The organism is Sphingomonas oligophenolica, from assembly GCF_006438955.1.
In the GTDB taxonomy this organism is placed as follows: Bacteria; Pseudomonadota; Alphaproteobacteria; order Sphingomonadales; family Sphingomonadaceae; genus Sphingomonas; species Sphingomonas oligophenolica_A.
This window is the reverse complement of sequence record NZ_RCZK01000003.1, coordinates 82,459-100,771: the sequence shown is the minus strand read 5'-3', so window position 1 is coordinate 100,771 and position 18,313 is coordinate 82,459. Positions and strand designations below refer to the sequence as shown.

At 66.3% G+C, this 18,313-nt stretch carries 18 protein-coding genes; 10 read left to right on the top strand and 8 right to left on the bottom strand.

Translation table 11 applies throughout. The features are described 5' to 3' along the window. The first annotated feature begins 16 nt into the window (after nucleotides 1-16). The 7 genes from EAH84_RS05165 (at nucleotide 17) to EAH84_RS05135 (ending at nucleotide 6,212) form a co-directional block, all read left to right on the top strand. Entirely contained in the window at nucleotides 17-1,057 is a 1,041-nt protein-coding gene (locus EAH84_RS05165; RefSeq protein WP_241656475.1) for a class I SAM-dependent methyltransferase, read from the top strand. Continuing rightward, nucleotides 1,054-1,560, top strand: a complete 507-nt coding sequence (locus EAH84_RS05160; RefSeq protein ID WP_140868786.1) for a GNAT family N-acetyltransferase — start codon at nucleotides 1,054-1,056, stop codon at nucleotides 1,558-1,560. The genes EAH84_RS05165 and EAH84_RS05160 overlap by 4 nt, the downstream gene beginning before the upstream one ends. Then, nucleotides 1,557-2,315, top strand: a complete 759-nt coding sequence (gene pgeF, locus EAH84_RS05155) for a peptidoglycan editing factor PgeF (protein ID WP_140868784.1) — start codon at nucleotides 1,557-1,559, stop codon at nucleotides 2,313-2,315. The genes EAH84_RS05160 and pgeF overlap by 4 nt, the downstream gene beginning before the upstream one ends. A 78-nt stretch (nucleotides 2,316-2,393) precedes the next feature. Beyond that, nucleotides 2,394-3,722 (top strand): cystathionine gamma-synthase family protein, encoded by a 1,329-nt coding sequence (locus tag EAH84_RS05150; RefSeq protein ID WP_140868781.1) that lies wholly within the window; start codon nucleotides 2,394-2,396, stop codon nucleotides 3,720-3,722. Between the two features lie 39 nt (nucleotides 3,723-3,761). Continuing rightward, on the top strand, nucleotides 3,762-4,772 hold the full coding sequence (locus EAH84_RS05145) for an adenosine deaminase (protein ID WP_140868777.1): 1,011 nt from the start codon (nucleotides 3,762-3,764) through the stop codon (nucleotides 4,770-4,772). Further along, nucleotides 4,772-5,281, top strand: a complete 510-nt coding sequence (locus EAH84_RS05140) for a phosphoribosyltransferase (RefSeq protein WP_140868773.1) — start codon at nucleotides 4,772-4,774, stop codon at nucleotides 5,279-5,281. The genes EAH84_RS05145 and EAH84_RS05140 overlap by 1 nt, the downstream gene beginning before the upstream one ends. A gap of 10 nt (nucleotides 5,282-5,291) precedes the next feature. After that, entirely contained in the window at nucleotides 5,292-6,212 is a 921-nt protein-coding gene (locus tag EAH84_RS05135; protein ID WP_140868770.1) for an AEC family transporter, read from the top strand. On the opposite strand, the gene EAH84_RS05130 is transcribed toward EAH84_RS05135, so the two are convergent. The 3 genes from EAH84_RS05130 to EAH84_RS05120 are packed head-to-tail and all read right to left on the bottom strand — an operon-like array spanning nucleotide 6,209 to nucleotide 9,224. Beyond that, entirely contained in the window at nucleotides 6,209-6,598 is a 390-nt protein-coding gene (locus tag EAH84_RS05130; protein ID WP_140868767.1) for an acyl-CoA thioesterase, read from the bottom strand. The two genes, EAH84_RS05135 and EAH84_RS05130, sit on opposite strands and share 4 nt — an antisense overlap. Further along, the gene (locus EAH84_RS05125) at nucleotides 6,595-7,167 is read right to left on the bottom strand and encodes a DedA family protein (RefSeq protein WP_140868764.1); all 573 of its coding nucleotides are present in this window, start codon (nucleotides 7,165-7,167) and stop codon (nucleotides 6,595-6,597) included. Before EAH84_RS05125 ends, EAH84_RS05130 begins: the two co-directional genes overlap by 4 nt. After that, the gene (locus tag EAH84_RS05120; protein WP_140868761.1) at nucleotides 7,164-9,224 is read right to left on the bottom strand and encodes a S9 family peptidase; all 2,061 of its coding nucleotides are present in this window, start codon (nucleotides 9,222-9,224) and stop codon (nucleotides 7,164-7,166) included. Before EAH84_RS05120 ends, EAH84_RS05125 begins: the two co-directional genes overlap by 4 nt. A gap of 125 nt (nucleotides 9,225-9,349) precedes the next feature. Here EAH84_RS05120 and EAH84_RS05115 point away from each other — a divergent pair, with 125 nt between their 5' ends. After that, the gene (locus EAH84_RS05115; RefSeq protein ID WP_140868758.1) at nucleotides 9,350-10,753 is read left to right on the top strand and encodes a M20/M25/M40 family metallo-hydrolase; all 1,404 of its coding nucleotides are present in this window, start codon (nucleotides 9,350-9,352) and stop codon (nucleotides 10,751-10,753) included. Between the two features lie 24 nt (nucleotides 10,754-10,777). Here EAH84_RS05115 and EAH84_RS05110 read toward each other — a convergent pair whose 3' ends face one another. After that, nucleotides 10,778-12,724 carry a potassium transporter Kup gene (locus EAH84_RS05110; RefSeq protein ID WP_140868755.1) on the bottom strand — a complete coding sequence of 649 codons (1,947 nt, stop codon included), beginning with the start codon at nucleotides 12,722-12,724 and terminating at the stop codon, nucleotides 10,778-10,780. A gap of 135 nt (nucleotides 12,725-12,859) precedes the next feature. Here EAH84_RS05110 and pdeM point away from each other — a divergent pair, with 135 nt between their 5' ends. Next, nucleotides 12,860-13,522, top strand: coding sequence for a ligase-associated DNA damage response endonuclease PdeM (gene pdeM, locus EAH84_RS05105; protein ID WP_140868752.1), 663 nt, complete (start codon nucleotides 12,860-12,862; stop codon nucleotides 13,520-13,522). A gap of 9 nt (nucleotides 13,523-13,531) precedes the next feature. Here pdeM and msrA read toward each other — a convergent pair whose 3' ends face one another. The 4 genes from msrA to pabB form a co-directional block, all read right to left on the bottom strand. Continuing rightward, complete coding sequence (gene msrA / locus EAH84_RS05100) at nucleotides 13,532-14,191, bottom strand: peptide-methionine (S)-S-oxide reductase MsrA (RefSeq protein WP_140868749.1); 660 nt, start codon at nucleotides 14,189-14,191, stop codon at nucleotides 13,532-13,534. 55 nt (nucleotides 14,192-14,246) lie between these two features. Beyond that, complete coding sequence (locus EAH84_RS16050) at nucleotides 14,247-14,393, bottom strand: hypothetical protein (protein WP_170209839.1); 147 nt, start codon at nucleotides 14,391-14,393, stop codon at nucleotides 14,247-14,249. Between the two features lie 176 nt (nucleotides 14,394-14,569). Beyond that, complete coding sequence (locus EAH84_RS05095) at nucleotides 14,570-15,769, bottom strand: pyridoxal phosphate-dependent aminotransferase (protein ID WP_140868746.1); 1,200 nt, start codon at nucleotides 15,767-15,769, stop codon at nucleotides 14,570-14,572. A gap of 32 nt (nucleotides 15,770-15,801) precedes the next feature. Further along, nucleotides 15,802-17,565 (bottom strand): aminodeoxychorismate synthase component I, encoded by a 1,764-nt coding sequence (pabB, locus tag EAH84_RS05090; RefSeq protein ID WP_140868742.1) that lies wholly within the window; start codon nucleotides 17,563-17,565, stop codon nucleotides 15,802-15,804. Between the two features lie 81 nt (nucleotides 17,566-17,646). On the opposite strand from pabB, the gene EAH84_RS05085 reads away from it, so the two are divergent. Then, on the top strand, nucleotides 17,647-18,309 hold the full coding sequence (locus EAH84_RS05085; RefSeq protein WP_140868738.1) for an MBL fold metallo-hydrolase: 663 nt from the start codon (nucleotides 17,647-17,649) through the stop codon (nucleotides 18,307-18,309). Nucleotides 18,310-18,313: the final 4 nt, after the last annotated feature.

Genomic DNA, 18,313 nt, shown 5'->3' with positions numbered 1-18,313 from the left:
GGGTGACGAAATAGTGATGGACGACACCCTCCCCCTCCCCGACGCGCTTGCCGCCGCGATCACGATGGCGGGACCGATGTCGATCGCGCAGTTCATGGCCGCGGCGAACGCGCATTATTACGCGACCCGCGATCCGCTGGGCCGCGCCGGCGATTTCGTCACCGCACCCGAAATCAGCCAGATGTTCGGCGAACTGATCGGACTATGGACCGCCGACCTGTGGGATCGCGCCGATCGTCCCGCCGTCGCGTGGGTCGAGCTCGGTCCCGGTCGCGGCACGCTCACCGCCGACGCCGTGCGCGCGATGGCAACGGCGGAGCTCACCCCTGCGGTCCATTTCGTCGAAACGAGCCCGGTCCTCCGCGATGCGCAACGCGCACACGTCCCCGACGCGGTCTGGCATTACGACATCGCGACACTGCCCACCGACCTCCCCCTGATCGTCGTCGCCAACGAATTCTTCGACGCGCTACCGATCCGCCAACTGGTCAAGCGGGACGAATGGCACGAACGCCTCGTCGCGTGCCAGGACACGCTGTTCCTGCCGATCGCGGGCAAGCCGGTGCCCGCCGACATCGTCCCCGCACCGTTGCGCGACGCGCCGGTCGGATCGATCCTCGAAGCGTCGCCCGATTCGGTCCACCTGATCCGCGCGCTGACCACGCGGCTCGTCGCGCAGGGCGGCGCGCTCCTCGCGATCGATTATGGCTATGACGGCCCCGCGCTCGGCGACACGCTCCAGGCGGTGCGCGGCCATCGCTGCGCCAACCCGTTCGACACGCCCGGCGAGAACGACCTGACCGCGCACGTCGATTTCACCACGCTCGCCGCCGCCGCGCAGAATGCGAGCGGCGTCGTATGGGGGCCGGTCCCCCAGCGCGACCTGCTTGGCGCGCTGGGCATCGACGGCCGCACCAGCGCGCTCGCCAAGGCCTCGCCCGCCCGCGCCGACGCGCTGCTCGCCGATCGTACCCGGTTGATGGACGACATGGGCACGTTGTTCCGCGCGCTCGGCGTCACCGCGCCGACATGGCCCGCCCCCGCGGGGTTCGCATGATTGCCTTCCGCGACGCCGTCGTCGCCGATGCCGACATCCTGTGCGAGCTCGCCCGCCGAACCTTCAGCGACACGTTCGGCCACCTCTACGATCCCGGCGACCTCGCCGCCTTTCTCGCAACGCACACTCCCGAACGATGGCGCAACGAGCTCGCCGACCCCGCGTTCGCGATCCGCCTCGCCGAACAGGATGGATCGGCAATCGGTTATGCCAAGCTTGGCCCGCCGTCGTTGCCGTTCGAGCCGCGCGGCGCGTCGATCGAACTGCGCCAATTCTATCTTCTCGCCCCCGCGCAAGGCACGGGTGCGGCGCAGGACATGATGGCATGGGTACTCGACACCGCACGCGGGCGCGGCGCGGACAACCTGTATCTCTCGGTCTTCGTCGACAACCACCGTGCGCGGCGTTTCTACGCGCGCCACGGCTTCGAACGGATCGGCGAATACGGCTTCATGGTCGGCAATCATCGCGATACCGACGACGTCATGCGGCTGACGCTGTGAGCATCGACGTCTTCTGCGCCGCCGCGCTCGATGGGGTGAAGCACGGTTTCCTCGGGCGGCGTGGTGGCGTCTCGACCGGCATCGTGGCGGGGCTCAACGTCGGTATGGGGTCCGCCGACGATCCCGCCGCGATCGCCGAGAACCGCCGCCGCGCGACCGACGCGGTGCTGCCCGGCGCGGCGCTGGTTTCGATCTATCAGGTCCATGGCCACGACGCCGTGAGCGTGACAGCCCCCTTCGCCCCCGACTCCCGCCCGCGCGCCGACGCGATGGTGACCGACCGGCCCGGACTGCTGCTCGGCATCCTGACCGCCGATTGTGCCCCCGTCATGTTCGCCGACCGCGCCGCAGGCGTCGTCGGCGCGGCGCATGCCGGGTGGAAAGGCGCGCTGGCCGGGATCACCGATTCGACCATCACCGCGATGGAGGCGCTCGGCGCGGACCGCACCCGGATCGCCGCCGCAATCGGCCCCTGCATCGCGCCCGCCAGCTACGAGGTCGACGACGGGTTCGCGCGCCGCTTCGCCGCATCTGACCCCGCCAATGAACGCTTCTTCGCCCCGGCGCGCGACGGCCATCACCAATTCGATCTCGAAGCCTATGTCACCCACCGCATCACCGCCGCGGGCGTCACCCGCGTCGAGGCGCTGGGGCTCGACACCTATGCCGACGATACGCACTTCTACAGCTATCGGCGTGCGACGCACCGCGGCGAACCCGACTATGGGCGACAGATCAGCCTGATCGGGCTGTAACGCCGACCGGTCGCGCGCGAACTGGTTTCCAATGATACTGGTTTCGCGGTACATGCCTGGCAACCCCAGGAGATGACGATGCCCGACAAGACCCCGACCGAAGCCGACATGACCGGCGTCGAAGCCCGGATCAGCCCCAAGCCCGAGGTCGAAAAGATCGGCGGACGCAAGCTCAAGGCATCGACGCTGATGATGGGGCATGGCTATGACCCTGCGTTGTCGGAAGGATCGCTCAAGCCGCCGATCTTCCTCACCTCGACCTTCGTCTTCCCCAACGCCGCCGCGGGCAAGCGCCATTTCGAAGGCGTCACCGGCAAGCGACCCGGCGGCGCCGAAGGCCTCGTCTATTCGCGCTTCAACGGCCCCAACCAGGAAATCCTCGAGGATCGGCTCGGCGTCTGGGAAGAGGCGGAGGATGCGCTCGCTTTTTCTTCCGGCATGTCCGCGATCGCGACGCTGTTCCTGTCGATGGTGAAGCCCGGCGACACGATAGTCCATTCGGGGCCGCTCTATGCCGCGACCGAAACGCTGATCGCGCGTGTGCTCGGCAAGTTCGGGGTCAATTATCTCGATTTCCCCGCCGGGGCAACTCGCGACCAGATCGATGCGGTGATGGCGCAGGCCAAGGACGAGGGCCGGGTCGCGCTGATCTACCTCGAAAGCCCCGCCAACCCGACCAACGCGCTGGTCGATGTCGAGGCGGTCGCCGCCAGCCGTGACGCGATCTTCGCCGATGCCGACGAAAAGCCCCCGATCGCGATCGATAATACTTTCCTTGGCCCGCTCTGGCACCAGCCGCTCAAGCACGGCGCCGACATCGTTGTCTATTCGCTCACCAAATATGCCGGCGGTCACAGCGATCTCGTCGCGGGCGGCGTATTGGGATCCAAGGAGCACATCAACATCATCCGCGCGATGCGCAACACGATCGGCACGATCACCGATCCCAACACCGCGTGGATGCTGCTCCGCAGCCTCGAAACACTCGAACTCAGGATGAGCCGCGCGGGCGAGAACGCTGCCAAGGTCTGCCGCTTCCTCAACGACCACGCCAAGGTCGAACGCGTCGGCTATCTCGGCTTCCTCGAGGAACAGGGCGACGCGCAGCAGGCGGATATCTATCGCCGCCACTGCCTCGGCGCGGGATCGACCTTTTCGCTGTACCTCAAGGGCGGCGAGCGCGAGAGCTTCGCGTTCCTCGACGCGCTGCGGATCGCCAAGCTGGCGGTCAGTCTAGGCGGCACCGAAACGCTAGCCTCGCACCCCGCGGGCATGACCCACATCTCGGTCGCCGAACCGCGCAAGTCGCAGCTCGGAATCACCGACAATCTGGTCCGCATCTCGATCGGAGTCGAGGACGCCGACGACCTGATCGCCGATTTCGACCAAGCGCTGGCGGCGATCTGAATCGTTGCGTGGCGCGCGCTGCTCGGCGATGAAGCACGGATGGACGTATCCGACGACTTCATCGCCGGCCTGCCCAAGGCCGAACTCCATCTTCACATTGAGGGCAGCCTCGAGCCCGAACTGATGTTCGCGCTCGCCGCGCGTAACCGGGTCGAAATCCCCTTCGCCAGCGTCGAAGAGGTTCGCGCCGCCTACGCCTTCTCGAATCTCCAGGACTTTCTCGACATTTATTATCAGGGCGCCAACGTCCTCCTGACCGTGCAGGATTTTCACGACCTCGCCGCCGCCTATTTCGACCGCGCCGCCGCTGACGGGGTCGTCCATGCCGAGATCATGTTCGATCCGCAGACCCACACCGATCGCGGTATCGCGTTCGGGACGGTGATCGACGGGCTCTCGTCCGCGATCCACGAAGCGCAGGCTCGACACGGCATGACGGTGAAGCTGATCCTGTGCTTTCTGCGCCATCTCGACGAAGACGCCGCGTTCGCGACGCTCGAGGCGGCGACACCGTATCTCGACCGAATCACCGCGGTCGGGCTCGATTCGTCCGAACTCGGCCACCCGCCCGAAAAATTCGCGCGCGTGTTCGCCGAGGCACGTCGGCTAGGACTCAAGCTCGTCGCGCACGCGGGCGAAGAGGGACCGCCCGATTATGTCCGTCAGGCACTCGACATCCTCCACATCGACCGGCTCGATCACGGCAACCGCAGCCTCGAAGACCCGGTGCTCACCGCGCGGCTGGCACGCGAGGGGATGACGCTCACCGTCTGCCCGCTCTCCAACCTCAAACTGTGTGTTGTCGACGACATGCGCGATCACCCGATCGACCGGATGCTCCGCGAGGGCCTGCGCGCGACGATCAATTCGGACGATCCCGCCTATTTCGGCGGCTATATCGGCGCCAACTATCGTACCGCCGTCGATGCGCGCGGGCTAACCCGCGCCGATTGCGCAACGCTGGCGCGCAACAGCTTCCTCGGCTCGTTCCTGCCCGACGAGGCGGTCGCCGCGCATCTCGCGGCGCTCGACGCCTACATCGCCGCCTGATGCCGGTCTTCACCGCCATCGATCACAACGCCTTCGTTGCCGATGTCCTGACGCTCGCCGAGGCGATCCGCGTCGATGCATGGACCCCCAATTATATCATCGGCATCGGGCGCGGCGGGCTCGTCCCCGCGGTCTATCTCAGCCACGCGACCGGGATGGGATCGCTGTCGGTCGACTGGAGTTCGCAAGTTCCCGAGTTCGCGTCGGCGGCGCTCGTTCGCCTCGCGGCGCGGACCCGCAACGGCGAGCGATTGCTGTTCGTCGACGACATCAACGATTCGGGGATGACGATCGGGCGGCTGCGCAACGCGCTGGCCGATGCCGCGCCGGGGCATGTCCGCTTCGCGACGCTGATCGACAACATCCGCTCGGCGCAGCGCGTCGATTACGCCGCGCGCACGATCGACCGCGACGTGACCAAGGACTGGTTCGTCTTCCCGTGGGAAGCGATCGCCCCCGCCACGGCGATTGCCGAGGATGCCGCCGAGGTGCCGGGCCGAATCGCATGACCATCGCGCCATGACCGTCGTGGGGGCGGTGCTCCCGGTCTTCGCGATCATCCTGGTCGGCTTCGCCTTCGCGCGGCTGCGCGGGCTGGGAGAGGATGCGGTCGCGATCCTCAACGCCTATGTCGTTTGGGTCGCGCTGCCCGCGCTGCTGTTCGATTTCGTCGCGCAGGCCGATCGCGACACTCTGGCGCAACCCGGGTTCATTCTGGTGTTCGGCGCTGCGATGCTCGCGGTGTTCGCGGTCGCGCTGATCGCCAACCGCCATCGCCCGCTCGCGCGCCGCTCGCTCGATGCGCTGAGCGCAAGCTACGCCAACACCGCGTATCTCGGCATTCCGCTCGCGGGCGCGCTGCTCGGCCCGGTCGGCACCGCGGCGGCGGTGATCGCGTCGCTGATGACGGTGTGCGCGTTGTTCGCGCTCTCGGTCACGCTGGTCGAGATCGATCTCGCGCCGGGAGGCAAACCACTGCACCGGATCGGCCGGATTGCCACCGCGGTCGTCCGCAATCCGCTCGTCGCCGCACCGCTCGCCGGGCTGGCCTGGGCGGCGACCGGCCTCGCGATCCCCGCCCCTGCCGCCAGCGTCCTCGCGCTGCTCTCGGCGACCGCCTCTCCGGTTGCACTGGTGACGATCGGGGTCTTCCTCGCCCAGCCGCGCCCGGCGGGCAATGCGCGTGAACTCGGCGCGACGGTCATGCTCAAGCTCATTGCCCAACCGCTGCTCACCTTCGCGATGCTGCTCGCCGTTCCGCTGGCGCGCCCGTGGGCGGCTGCGGCGCTGCTGCTCGCCGCGCTGCCGACCGGCACCGGCCCGTTCATGGTCGCGCAGCTCTACCAGCAGGACGTGACGCTCACCGCGCGCACGATCCTGGTCTCGACCATCCTGTCGGTGCTGACCGTCACCGCGCTCGCCTGGGTTCTGGTCGGTTAATCGAGGAATGGCGTGGCGATGTCGGGCCGGACGCGCAGCAGCCGCCCAGTCGCGCGGTCGATCAACGCCCAGGTCGTCACCGCCTCGACCACCGTCTTGCCCGCCGCATCCGCGAACCGCACATGCCGGTCGAACCGCGCGCCCTTGGGCGCATCCGGCACCCACGTTTCGCCCGTAACCACGTCGCCGAGCCCGACGTTGCCGCGGTAATCGATCTCGTGCCGCGTCACGACCCAGACATACGCAGCCTGATGCTCGGGCGGCGCGACCGCCTGCCAATGTGCGGTTGCGAGATCCTGGATCCAGCGGACCCAGACCGCGTTGTTGACATGGCCGAGCTCGTCGATGTCCGCCGCCTGCGCCGCGAAGTCGCGTGCGAACCTCATGCCGGGGCGCGTCGCTGCCGCCAGAAATGGACGAGACCGACGATCGCCCCCATCAGCACGAGCGCGCCCGCGACATACAGCCATTGATGCCCATGCGGCTTGAACCGCCCGAAGAATCGTTCGAAGCTCGTGCCGAACGCATAGCCGACCAGCGTGAAGGCACATCCCCACACGACCGCCGCCGCCGCGTTGACCGCCAGATAGGTGCGCGCGGCGACCGCACTCGTCCCGATCGCGATCGGGCTGACGGTGCGGAGGCCATAAATGAAGCGAAAGGCGAAGATGAAGCCGATCGGGTGGCGTTCCAACGCCGCCACCGCCCGCGCGAAGGCGGGCTGTGCGCGCACCCTTTCAACCAATCGCGCGGTGCGAAAGCGTCGTCCGACCTGGAACCATATCTGGTCCGCGACAAACGATCCGACCGACGCGGCGATCATCGCAGCGCCCAGCGGCACCAGCCCGCGATGCGCCATCAGCCCGCCCGCGACCACCACCGCCTCGCCCTCGATCCCCGATCCGACGAACAACGCGATCAGTCCATAATGGGCGACCAGCGCCTCGATATTCACCCGGCGATCCCGAGCTGCCACAGCACGAACGCATGTTCCTCCGCGGCTTCGCGCAGCGAATCATACCGTCCGGATTTGCCGCCATGGCCTGCGCCCATGTTGGTCTTGAGCAACAGGATATGATCGTCGGTCTTGGTCGCGCGAAGTTTTGCGGCCCATTTGGCGGGTTCCCAATAGGTGACGCGCGGATCGTTGAGCCCGCCCGAGATGAACAACGGCGGATAATCCTGCGCGGCGACATTGTCGTACGGGCTGTACGAGCGGATCAGGTCGAACGCCGCCTTGTCCTCGATCGGGTTGCCCCATTCGGGCCACTCGCCCGGGGTGAGCGGCAGGTCGGGGTCCATCATCGTGTTGAGCACGTCGACGAACGGCACCACCGCAACCACCGCGCCCCATAACTCAGGGTTCGAATTGGCGACCGCGCCCATCAGTTCGCCGCCCGCCGACCCGCCTTCGATCGCGATTCGTCCGGCGCTCGTCCATCCCGCGGCGATCAGCCTCTCCGCCACATCGACGAAATCGTTGAAGGTGTTATTGCGCTTGTCGAGCTTGCCGTCGTGATACCATTGCTGTCCCAGATCGTCGCCGCCGCGGATATGCGCGATTGCATACGCGAAGCCGCGGTCGAGCAGCGACAGGCGCCCGGTCGAAAACCCCGGCGGGATTGCGTGTCCGTATGCGCCATAGGCATAAAGGTACAACGGCTGCGACCCGTCCTTCACGAAACCCGCGGGATAGATGATCGACACCGGCACCGCGGTGCCGTCGCGCGCGGTGATCTTGAGCCGCTCGGTCCGATATTTCTCGCCGTCATAGCCCGACGGGATCTCCTGAACCTTCAGCGTCGTCAGGTCGCCGGTCGCGATGTCGTAATCATAGACGGTGCCGGGCGTGACCATCGATTCATAGCCGAGCCGGAGCGTGTCGACATCATATTCAGGATTGTCGCCGAGCCCCGCAGCATAGCTCGCCTCGGGGAAATCGATCCAGCGCGGAACGGTCGGCGCGGCGTAGCGATGGATCGCGATTCGATCGAGCCCGTCCTCGCGCCCCTCGACGACGAAGAACCCGGCGTAGCATTCGACCCCGGTCATATAGAAACGCTCGGACGGCGCGATGAGTTCGGTCCATTCCGCCGGTGATGCGACCGGCGCGGTGACGAGCCGCCACATCGGATCGGTATCGTTGGTGTGAATGAACAGCGTGTCGCCATGCGCATCGACGTCATATTCGCGCCCCGCCTGCCGCAGGGCAACCATCACCGGCTCGGCCAGCGGATTGCCCGCGGGGAGCAGGCGCACTTCGCTTGTCACATGATCGCCCGTCCCGATGATCAGCCATTGCCGGTCGCTCGTCTCCCCCACCGAGACGCGATAGCCCTCGTCGGGTTCGGTGTAGAGAATGACATCGTCGGCGACCGCGCTGCCGAGCCGGTGGAACCGCGCATTGTCGGTCCGCCACTGATCGTTGGCGAGGCCGTAGAGAAATCCCGCATCGTCGCTCGTCCACACGATGTCCGAGAGCATGCCCGGGATCATCTCGGGCAGATGCTCGCCGGTCGCGAGATTCTTGACCCGCACCTCGAACCGCTCCGCCCCGCTGTCGTCGATCGCATAGGCGAGATGGCGACCGTCATTGCTGACCGAAAACGCGCCGAGCCGGAAATATTCCTTGCCCTCGGCCAGCGCGGGTTCATCGAGGAGCAGCTGGTCGGCACCGCCCGCCACCGGCTTGCGCCACCATTTGCGATACTGGCCCCCGGTCTCGTACGCGGCCCAATAAAGCCACTCGCCGTCCTTTTGCGGAACCGAGGATTCGTCCTCCTTCATCCGCCCCTTCATCTCCTGAAAGATCGTCTCGACCAGCGGCTGGTGCGGCGCCATGGCGCCCGCGAAATAAGCGTTCTCCGCCTCGAGATAGGCGAGCACGTCGGGGTCGGTGACCTCGGGATAGGCCGGATCCTTGAGCCATGCCCAGGGGTCATCGATCGTGACCCCGTGCGCCTCGAAATGAAACGGGCGGGTCGCGGCGACGGGGGGTGCGGTGTCAGTCATCGCGGCGCCATAGCGCGTGGCCGCGCCCGCGTCAGTCCCATGCGACTCGCCCCTTGCGTCATCCCGGCGTTGCACCCCGTCCACTTTCCCGCTCTAGTATGACGAAACAAAGGGGGAGAACGACGATGCGTGCAGGATTGATGACGGGGGCGGCCGCGCTCGCGATGATGGCGATACCGATGATGGCGAGCGCGCAGACCCGCCCCGACCAGAAGCAGTTCTTCGATCTCTACAAGCAGCTCGTTGAGACCAATACCGTCGTCGATGTTGGCAGTTGCACCCAGGCTGCGGCGCAGATCGGCACGCGGTTGAAGGCGGCGGGCTATCGCGACGCCGACCTGACGTTCTTCTCGGTTCCCGATCATCCCAAGGACGGTGGCCTCGTCGCGACCCTGAAAGGTTCCGACGCGGCCATGAAGCCAATGTTGTTACTCGGCCATCTCGACGTTGTCGCCGCCAAGCGCGAAGACTGGACCCGCGACCCGTTCACGCTGATCGAAGAGAATAGCTATTATTATGCGCGCGGCACCGTCGACGACAAGGCGATGGCCGCGGTGTGGGCGGACACCATGATCCGGCTGAAACAGGCCAAAACCCCGCCGAAGCGGACGATCAAGATGGCGCTGACCTGCGGCGAGGAGACGACCTTCGCGTTCAACGGCGCCGAATGGCTCGCCAAGAACAAGCCCGACCTGATCGCCGCCGAATTCGCGCTCAACGAGGGCGGCGGCGGGCGGCTCGACGCTAACGGCAAGCGCGAGGTGCTCGCGATCCAGGTCGGCGAAAAGGCCGCGCAGAACTACACCTTCCTCACCACCAACCCTGGCGGCCACAGCTCGCAGCCGACGCCGGAAAATGCGATCTACGAACTCGCCGATGCGTTAAAAGCGGTGCAGAATTACGACTTCCCGGTCAAATTCACCGACACCACCCGCGCATTCTTCACCGCGACCGCGAAATCGCAGCCCGGCCCGATCGGCGATGCGATCACCCGGCTGCTCGCGAACCCCGAGGACAAGGCCGCCGACAAGCTTGTCAGCCAGGACAAGGCGATGCATTCGACGCTGCGCACCACCTGCGTTGCGACGTTGCTAAACGCCGGCCATGCCGAAAACGCGCTGCCCCAGCGCGCAACCGCCAACGTCAATTGCCGCATCTTTCCCGGCGAAACCGTCGACGCCACGCTTGCCAAGCTGAAGGAACTCGCCGGGGCGAAGGTCACCGTCACCGCCAACCAGCCCGTCCGCCCGACTGCGATCCCGCCCCAACTCGACCCCAAGATCGTCGGGCCAATGACCAAGGTCGCCGCACAGCATTTCCCCGGCGTCCCGGTGCTGCCGCTGATGTCGACCGGCGCGACCGACGGCATCTTCTTCGAAGCGATCGGGATCCCGGTTTATGGCGCGCCGGGGATGTTCATCGACAAGGACATGTCGGGAATCCACGGACTCAACGAACGGATCGCGGTGAAATCGCTCTATGACGGCCGCGATTACCTGTACGATCTGGTCACGACGTTCGCGGGGTAAACGCCGGTTCCGCGGCGCGAGGGATCAGACCGTTACCTGTTCACCGAGTTCGAGCACCTTGCCCGGCGGAATCTGGAGAAACTCGGTGGGATCGTTGGCGTTGCGCTGAAGGAACATGAAGATCCGGTCCTGCCATAGCGGCATCCCCTGATCCGCATCGGGCTTCAGCGTGTTACGGCCGATGAAGAAGCTGGTCTTCATCGCATCGAGCCCCTGGTCCTCGCCCTTGCTACCGAAGCCCAGATCGCGCGGCACGTCGGGCGATTCCATGAAGCCGTAGTGGAGCACGACGATCGAGAAATTGTTGTCGACCCGCTCGATCGTGCGGCGGTGTTCGTGATCGACGATCGGGCGGTCGGCAGTGCGGATCGTCACGATCACATTGTTCTCGTGCAGCACCTTGTTGTGCTTCAGATTGTGTAGGAGGGCGCCAGGCGCGGCATGGGGATTGCCGGTCAGGAACACCGCATTCCCCTCGACCCGTTCGGGCGGACGCTTGGCAAGCGCCGCGGCGAGATCGATCAGCGGAATGCTCTGTTGCTGTTCGAAATCGCGCACGATCGCCCGCCCGCGCACCCAGGTCGCGATCAACAGGCCGATCGCGGCGGCGATCACCAACGGAACCCAGCCGCCCTCGATCACGCGCAGGATGTTGGCGCCGAAGAACACCAGGTCGAGCGCGAGGAACGGCAGCAGCGCGGCGAGCGCCAGCGCGCGCGACCAGTGCCAGACGTGCCGCACGACCAGATAACCGAGCAGCGTGGTGACCACCATCGTTCCGGTGACCGCGATGCCATAGGCCGCCGCCATCGCCGACGACGTCTTGAACTGGACGACCAGGATCAGCACCCCCGCCAGCAACATCCAGTTGATCGCAGGCAGGTAGATTTGCCCCGCGAGCACGCCCGATGTCTGACGAATGCGCAACCGTGGCAGCAATCCAAGCTGAATCGCCTGCTGGGTCAATGAGAAGGCGCCGGTAATCACCGCCTGGCTCGCGACCACGGTCGCCAGCCCCGCGAGCACGACGAGCGGGCCGCGAACCGGCAGCGGCGCCATCACGTAGAACCAATCCTGGTTGACGAAGACCGCGCCGCCAGCGTTAGCCGCCTCGAGATGCGCGAGCGCAAAGGCGCCCTGCCCCAAATAATTGAGCGTCAGCGTGGGGAACACGAGCAGGAACCAGCCGAGCCGGATCGGCACAACCCCGAAGTGCCCCATGTCCGCGGTCAGCGCCTCGGCGCCGGTCACGGTCAGGAACACCGCGCCGAGCACGAACAGCCCGGTAATGCCGTGGGTCGCCAAGAAGGCGATGCCATACACCGGGTCGAACACGCGAAAGATCGAAAGCTCGTCGGCGATATGCCAGATACCCAACGCTGCGATGGCGAGGAACCAGACGATGCAGACCGGGCCGAAGAGCGCCGACACGCGCGCGGTACCGCGGCGCTGGAACATGAACAGCGCAATCAGGATCGCGATCGTCACCAGCCGGATGGTATGTTCGTCGAAGATCGACGCTGCCGACGGGATCGTTCTCAAGCCCTCCATCGCCGATAACACCGATAGTGCAGGCGTGATGATCGCATCGCCGTAGAACAACGCCGCCCCTGCTGCGCCGAGCACGAGCGCGATCTGGCTTCGGCGCCCGAGCGCACCGCGCGCCAACGCCGCTAGCGCGAGCACGCCGCCCTCGCCATGATTGTCGGCGCGGGTCAGAAACATGACGTATTTGATCGAGACGACGAGAATTAACGACCACAGCGCGAGGCTGAGCACACCCAATATCTCGCTCGCGTCGAACCCGTCGGCGCCGCACAACGCCAGCGCCTCGCGAAATGCATAGAGCGGGCTGGTCCCGATATCGCCGAACACCACCCCGATCGCACCGACCGTCAACGCGGCAAGCGCGCGATGGCGCAGGTGCGTCGATGACGGCTGATCTGGCAAAAACTGGACGGCGGGCGACATGGCGCGCACTTACCCCGGAGGAAGGACGGGGCGCTGTACGCTCATCGCATTGTCGCGCAAGCGGATTCGTTGCAACGCACCATCGATCGGCGACAAGTGCTTGATCGCGCGACTCGGGTCGGCCATGGCGGTTGGATGGTTCCCTTTTCGTTCGGCGGTCACGCGCTCGTCGCGCTGGCGCAAGGCGCGCTGTTCTGGCCCGCGCGCCGCGCGTTGCTGGTTGCCGATCTTCATTTCGAAAAGGCGAGCTGGTTTGCGCGAGGTGGGCAGATGCTGCCCCCCTATGATTCGATCGCGACGCTTGCCGATCTCACCGCGCTGGTCGCCGCGACCGACGCGGTCGAGACGTGGTGCCTGGGCGACAGTTTCCACGACATCGACGGCTGCGACCGGCTCCCGCCCCGTGCGCAGGACGTGCTGCGCGGCTTGACCGCCGCGACGCGCTGGACCTGGATCACCGGCAACCACGATCGCACGATCCTCGATCGTTGCGGCGGCGAGGTCGTGGACGAGATCGTGGTCGACGGCCTGATGCTCCGCCACGAAGCCGAACCGGACGAGCGACGTCCCGAGCTATCGGGTCATTTCCATCCCAAATTACGGCTCCGCGTCCGCGGCAAATTGGTGTCGCGTCGCTGCTTCGTCGCGACCGAGCGCAAGCTCATCCTGCCCGCGTTCGGTGCGCTCACCGGGGGGCTCGATGTCGATCACCCCGAAATTCGCCGTGCGACCGGCCCCGACGCCGAAGCGCTGGTGCCGGTCGACCAGCGTATGCTGCGCTTCCCGATCGCGGCGTAGGAAGCGCGCTTAGCTCGCCAGCGTCGGGAACGCCGCGCGGAACGCCGCGACCTTGGGCTTGTCCCACCGCACGATGTACGGATGGCTGGGATTCTTGTCGTAGAAATCCTGGTGATACGCCTCCGCCGGATAGAATTTGCCGGTTTCCAGCTTGGTCACGATCGGTCCGGAGAAGCGATGCGCCGCGGACAGTTGCGCGATATACGCCTTCGCGGCGCGGGCCTGCTGCGGCGTCTGCGCAAAGATCGCCGACCGATAGCTCGGGCCGCTGTCGGGGCCCTGCCGGTTGAGTTCGGTCGGGTTGTGCGCGATCGAGAAATAGACGCGCAACAATGTCCCATAGCTGACCTGACGGGGATCGTAGCTGATCCTGATCGCCTCGGCATGGCCGGTGCGCTCGGTCGCCACATCGCCGTAGTTGGCGGTATCGGCGTCGCCCCCGGCATAGCCCGCGGTCACCGACTTCACGCCCTTCACATGCTCGAACACCGCCTCCATGCCCCAGAAGCAACCACCCGCCAGGACGGTCGTCTGAAGCCCCGGGGTCGCGGGTACGTCGATCGCGGCGGCGGGAATGACGACCGCGCGTTCGGCGCTTGCGGCCCCTGATTGGAGCGCGGCGAAGCCGAACAAGGCAGCGGCGGAGGTGGCGATAAGAGTCTTGGTCATGCTATCCATCTGGTGACGAAGGCCCTGTTTTTCCAGTGACTTGGCGCTTGTTGGCTTAGCGCTGCACCAGGGCGGTTGGGGTGAAATGGCTGACGAGCGCCTGGCGTCCGTCGACTGGCTGAAGCGCGACAAGCCCGATGGCGCCAAGCACGAAGCCGGTGCCGAATTGCCAGACGAAACTGGATTTCAGGAAAGTGCGCATGGTGTCCTCTTCGGATCGGTTGTGAGTTTAGTTACGGATGTCGGTGGGATCGGGACGCATTGGGGTGCGCACCCGGCCATCGACGGTCCGTCAGATCTAGCAGGTGGGTGATGAACCAACCGTGGGCGCGGCGTTCATCCCAGCGTTAGGAAAAGCCTGCGTTAGGAAGGCCTGCGTCAGCGCAAGGCGGCGCAGGCGGTCTGGATGCGTTCGCACGCTTCCTGAAGCAACGCGTCCGAGGTCGCATAGCTGATCCGGAACGCCGGGCTCATCCCAAACGCCGCGCCCTGGACGACCGCGACCCTGGCGTCGTCGAGCAGATAGCCAACCATGTCCTCGTCGGTATCGATCCGCCTGCCGCCGGGGGTCGATGTGCCGATCAGTTCGGCGAACGAGGGATAGACGTAGAACGCGCCCTCGGGCCGTGGGCAGTGCATCCCGTTGATCTGGTTCAGCATCGACACGACCAGATCGCGCCGCCCCTGAAACACCGTATTGCGCTCGGCGAGAAAATCCTGCGGGCCGTTCAACGCCGCGACCGCCGCCGCCTGCGCGATCGAACACGGATTGCTCGTCGATTGCGACTGCAACTTGGCCATCGCCTTGATCAGCCACGCCGCGCCGCCCGCGTATCCGATCCGCCACCCGGTCATCGCATAGGCCTTCGAACAGCCGTTGACCGTCAACGTCCGGTCATAGAGTTCCGGACACGCCTCTGCGATCGTCGCGAACTGGAAACCGTCATAGACGATGTGTTCGTACATATCGTCGGCGAAGATCCACACATGAGGGTGCCGCGCCAGCACCGCGCCCAACGCCCGCAGTTGGCCGATCGTATAGCCCGCACCGGTGGGGTTCGATGGCGAATTCAGGATGACCCATTTCGTCCGCGGCGTGATCGCGGCCTCGAGCGCTTCGGGAGACAGCTTGTACGCCTGCTCCGGCCCCGCGGCCGCGAACACCGGGGTGCCTCCCGCGAACTGGACGACGTCGGGATAGCTCACCCAATAGGGCGCCGGAATCACGACCTCGTCGCCCTTGTCCACGGTCGCGACGATCGCGTTGAACAGCGTATGTTTCCCGCCGACATTCACAGTTACCTGATCGGTCGTGTATGTCAGCGAATTGTCGCGCGCGAACTTGGCGACGATCGCTTCCTTCAGCTCCATCGTGCCATCGACGTTGGTGTATTTCGTCTTGCCCTCAAGGATCGCGGCGATCCCGGCGTCCTTGATGAAATCGGGGGTATCGAAGTCAGGCTCGCCCGCGCCGAGCCCGATGACATCGATCCCGGCGCGCTTCAGTTCGAGCACGCGGCTGGTGATCGCCAGCGTCGGCGAGGGATTGATACGACCGAGCGCGGCAGAGGGTGTCATGAGCGAAGCCTTATGGCGGAGAGGCGCGTGCGCTATAGCGTTGCTGCGTTCGCATCCGCAACATGCGCAGGGATCAAGCCGCGTACCGCATTGCCGACGAAGAACCCATGCGCCAGGTCGGCGCGGGTGACATCCCCCTCGATCGCACGACCTTCGGCGATCAACGCCTCGCGCAGGATACCCGGCAAGAGGCCGCGGGCGAGCGGCGGGGTGACGAGTACGCCATCGTCGCGCGCTACGAACAGCGACGTGAAGCTGCCCTCGGTCAGCACCCCCGCCGATTCGAATACGACCTCCGTGGTCCCGGCCAACCGGCGGGCGTCGTCGTAGAACGCGCGATCGGTGGTCTTGTGACGCAAGCGGAAATCGGCGGACGCGACCGGCAGCGGGACGACCGCGACCGATACCGCGTCATCGAAAACGGGCGGCATCGCGCCGACCTCGATCGCGACCGCGCCCGATGGCGCGAGCAACAGCCGAAGGCGGCGCGGCGCGCGCAGCCGAAAGGTCGCCGCCTGCAAATCGTTGCGCGCAGCGTGGCGGTCGAACGGATAGCCGAACAGGTCCGCGCTCGCCTGCAGCCGGGCGAGGTGGCGTTCGAGCCGCAGCAACCCCGCCTCGGGGTCGAAGGCCATCGTCTCGATCAGGTCGAACCCGCGCTGCCCCGCGGTAACGAACGCCGCCTTGGCGAGACATTCGGCCCACTCATCGTCGGCGCGACTATCGGCGACGATACCCGATCCCAGCCCCAACGTGGCGTAGCCATCCCGGTGAATCGCAAGCGTCCGGATCGCAACATTGAACGCCGCGCCCGACGGGTCGATTCGGCCGATGCTGCCGGTATAGGGGCCGCGGGCGCGCGCCTCGACCTCGGCGATCACCTCCATCGCGCGCCGCTTGGGCGCGCCGGTGATCGATCCGCACGGGAACAGCGCGCCGATGACGTCGACCGCATCATGCCCCTCGGCCAGCGTCGCGGTGACGGTCGAGGTCATCTGGTGGATGGTCGGATAGGTCTCGACCGTGAACAGCTTGGGCACCGCGACGCTTCCCGCCGCCGCGACGCGCGATACGTCGTTGCGCATCAGGTCGACGATCATCAGATTTTCCGCGCGTTGCTTGGCGTCGCCCGCTAGCGTCGCAGCAAGCGTGCGATCTTCCGCGGGCGTGACCCCGCGCGGCGCGGTACCCTTCATCGGGCGGCAGGTCAGCGCGTCACCATCGAGCGTGAAGAACAGTTCGGGCGACAGCGACAGGAGCGTGATTTCCCCGGTATCGACCACCGCGCCATAACCCGCGCGCGCCTCGCGCCGCAGCCGCGCATAGGCCGCCAGCGGATCGCCAGCGAACCGCACGCTCGCGGCAAAGGTCAGATTCGCCTGATAGATGTCGCCTGCACGGATCAGGTCGAGCACCCGCGCCAGCGCGTCGTCATAGGTGTCGCGCGCAATATCGGGTTGCGGTGCGCCGACCCATGCACCCGCGGGATCGGGCAGCAACTCCGCCACCTCGGCCTGCGACAGAAGCTCATGGCGCTCGAACAACCCGAACCACAGCAAGGGCTGCGCCGCCGCCATCGCCGGCGCGCCAGCCACGAGCATTTCACCCGCCTCATACGCCAGGAACCCCGCCGCCTGCAGCCCCGTTGCCACCGCTTCGCGAATCGCCTCGAACGCGGGCGTCACCGCGTCGGGGGTCGCCGCGACCACGGTTCGAACGCAGTCGCGATACAGCCTGGCCACGGCCCCCTCGCGGGCGTCGTCGAGCAACACGAAGGATCGGCGGTCGGCCAGCATGGTGCGTCAGATGCCCTGCGCCTGCCTCTCGGGCAAGCCGCGGCGTTGACGTGGCCACGCCGCGCGACCATTTCCGACGGCATGACCCAGCTTCCCCCCTTGCGCGCCGCGATCGTCCCCGTGACGGCGATCGAACAAAATTGCACCCTGATCTGGTGTACCGCGACGATGAAGGCGGCGGTGGTCGATCCGGGCGGCGACCTGCCGCGGATCAAGGCAGCGATCGCGCAGGCCGGGGTGACGGTGGAGAAGATTCTCCTCACCCACGGCCATATCGACCACGCAGGCGAGGCCAAGCCGCTCGCGAATGATCTCGGCGTTCCGATCGAGGGGCCGCACGAAGCCGACCGCTTCTGGCTCGCGCGGCTGGCAGACGACGGCAAGGCCTATGGCATCCAGGGGGTGGCGTTCGAGCCCGACCGCTGGCTGGTCGAGGGCGACACCGTGACGGTGGGGAACCTGACGCTCGACGTCTATGAAACCCCCGGGCACACCGAAGGCCATGTGATCTTCCATCACGCGCCCTCGAAATTCGCGCAAGTCGGCGACGTCCTGTTCCAAGGGTCGATCGGGCGATCCGATCTGCCCGGCGGCAACCACCAGACGCTGCTGAAATCGATCGTCGAGAAATTATGGCCGCTCGGCGACGAGACGACCTTCATTCCCGGTCACGGCAACGCGAGCACCTTCGCGCACGAGCGCCAGCACAACATGTTCGTCAGCGACCGCGCGATGGCGGAATGAGCGG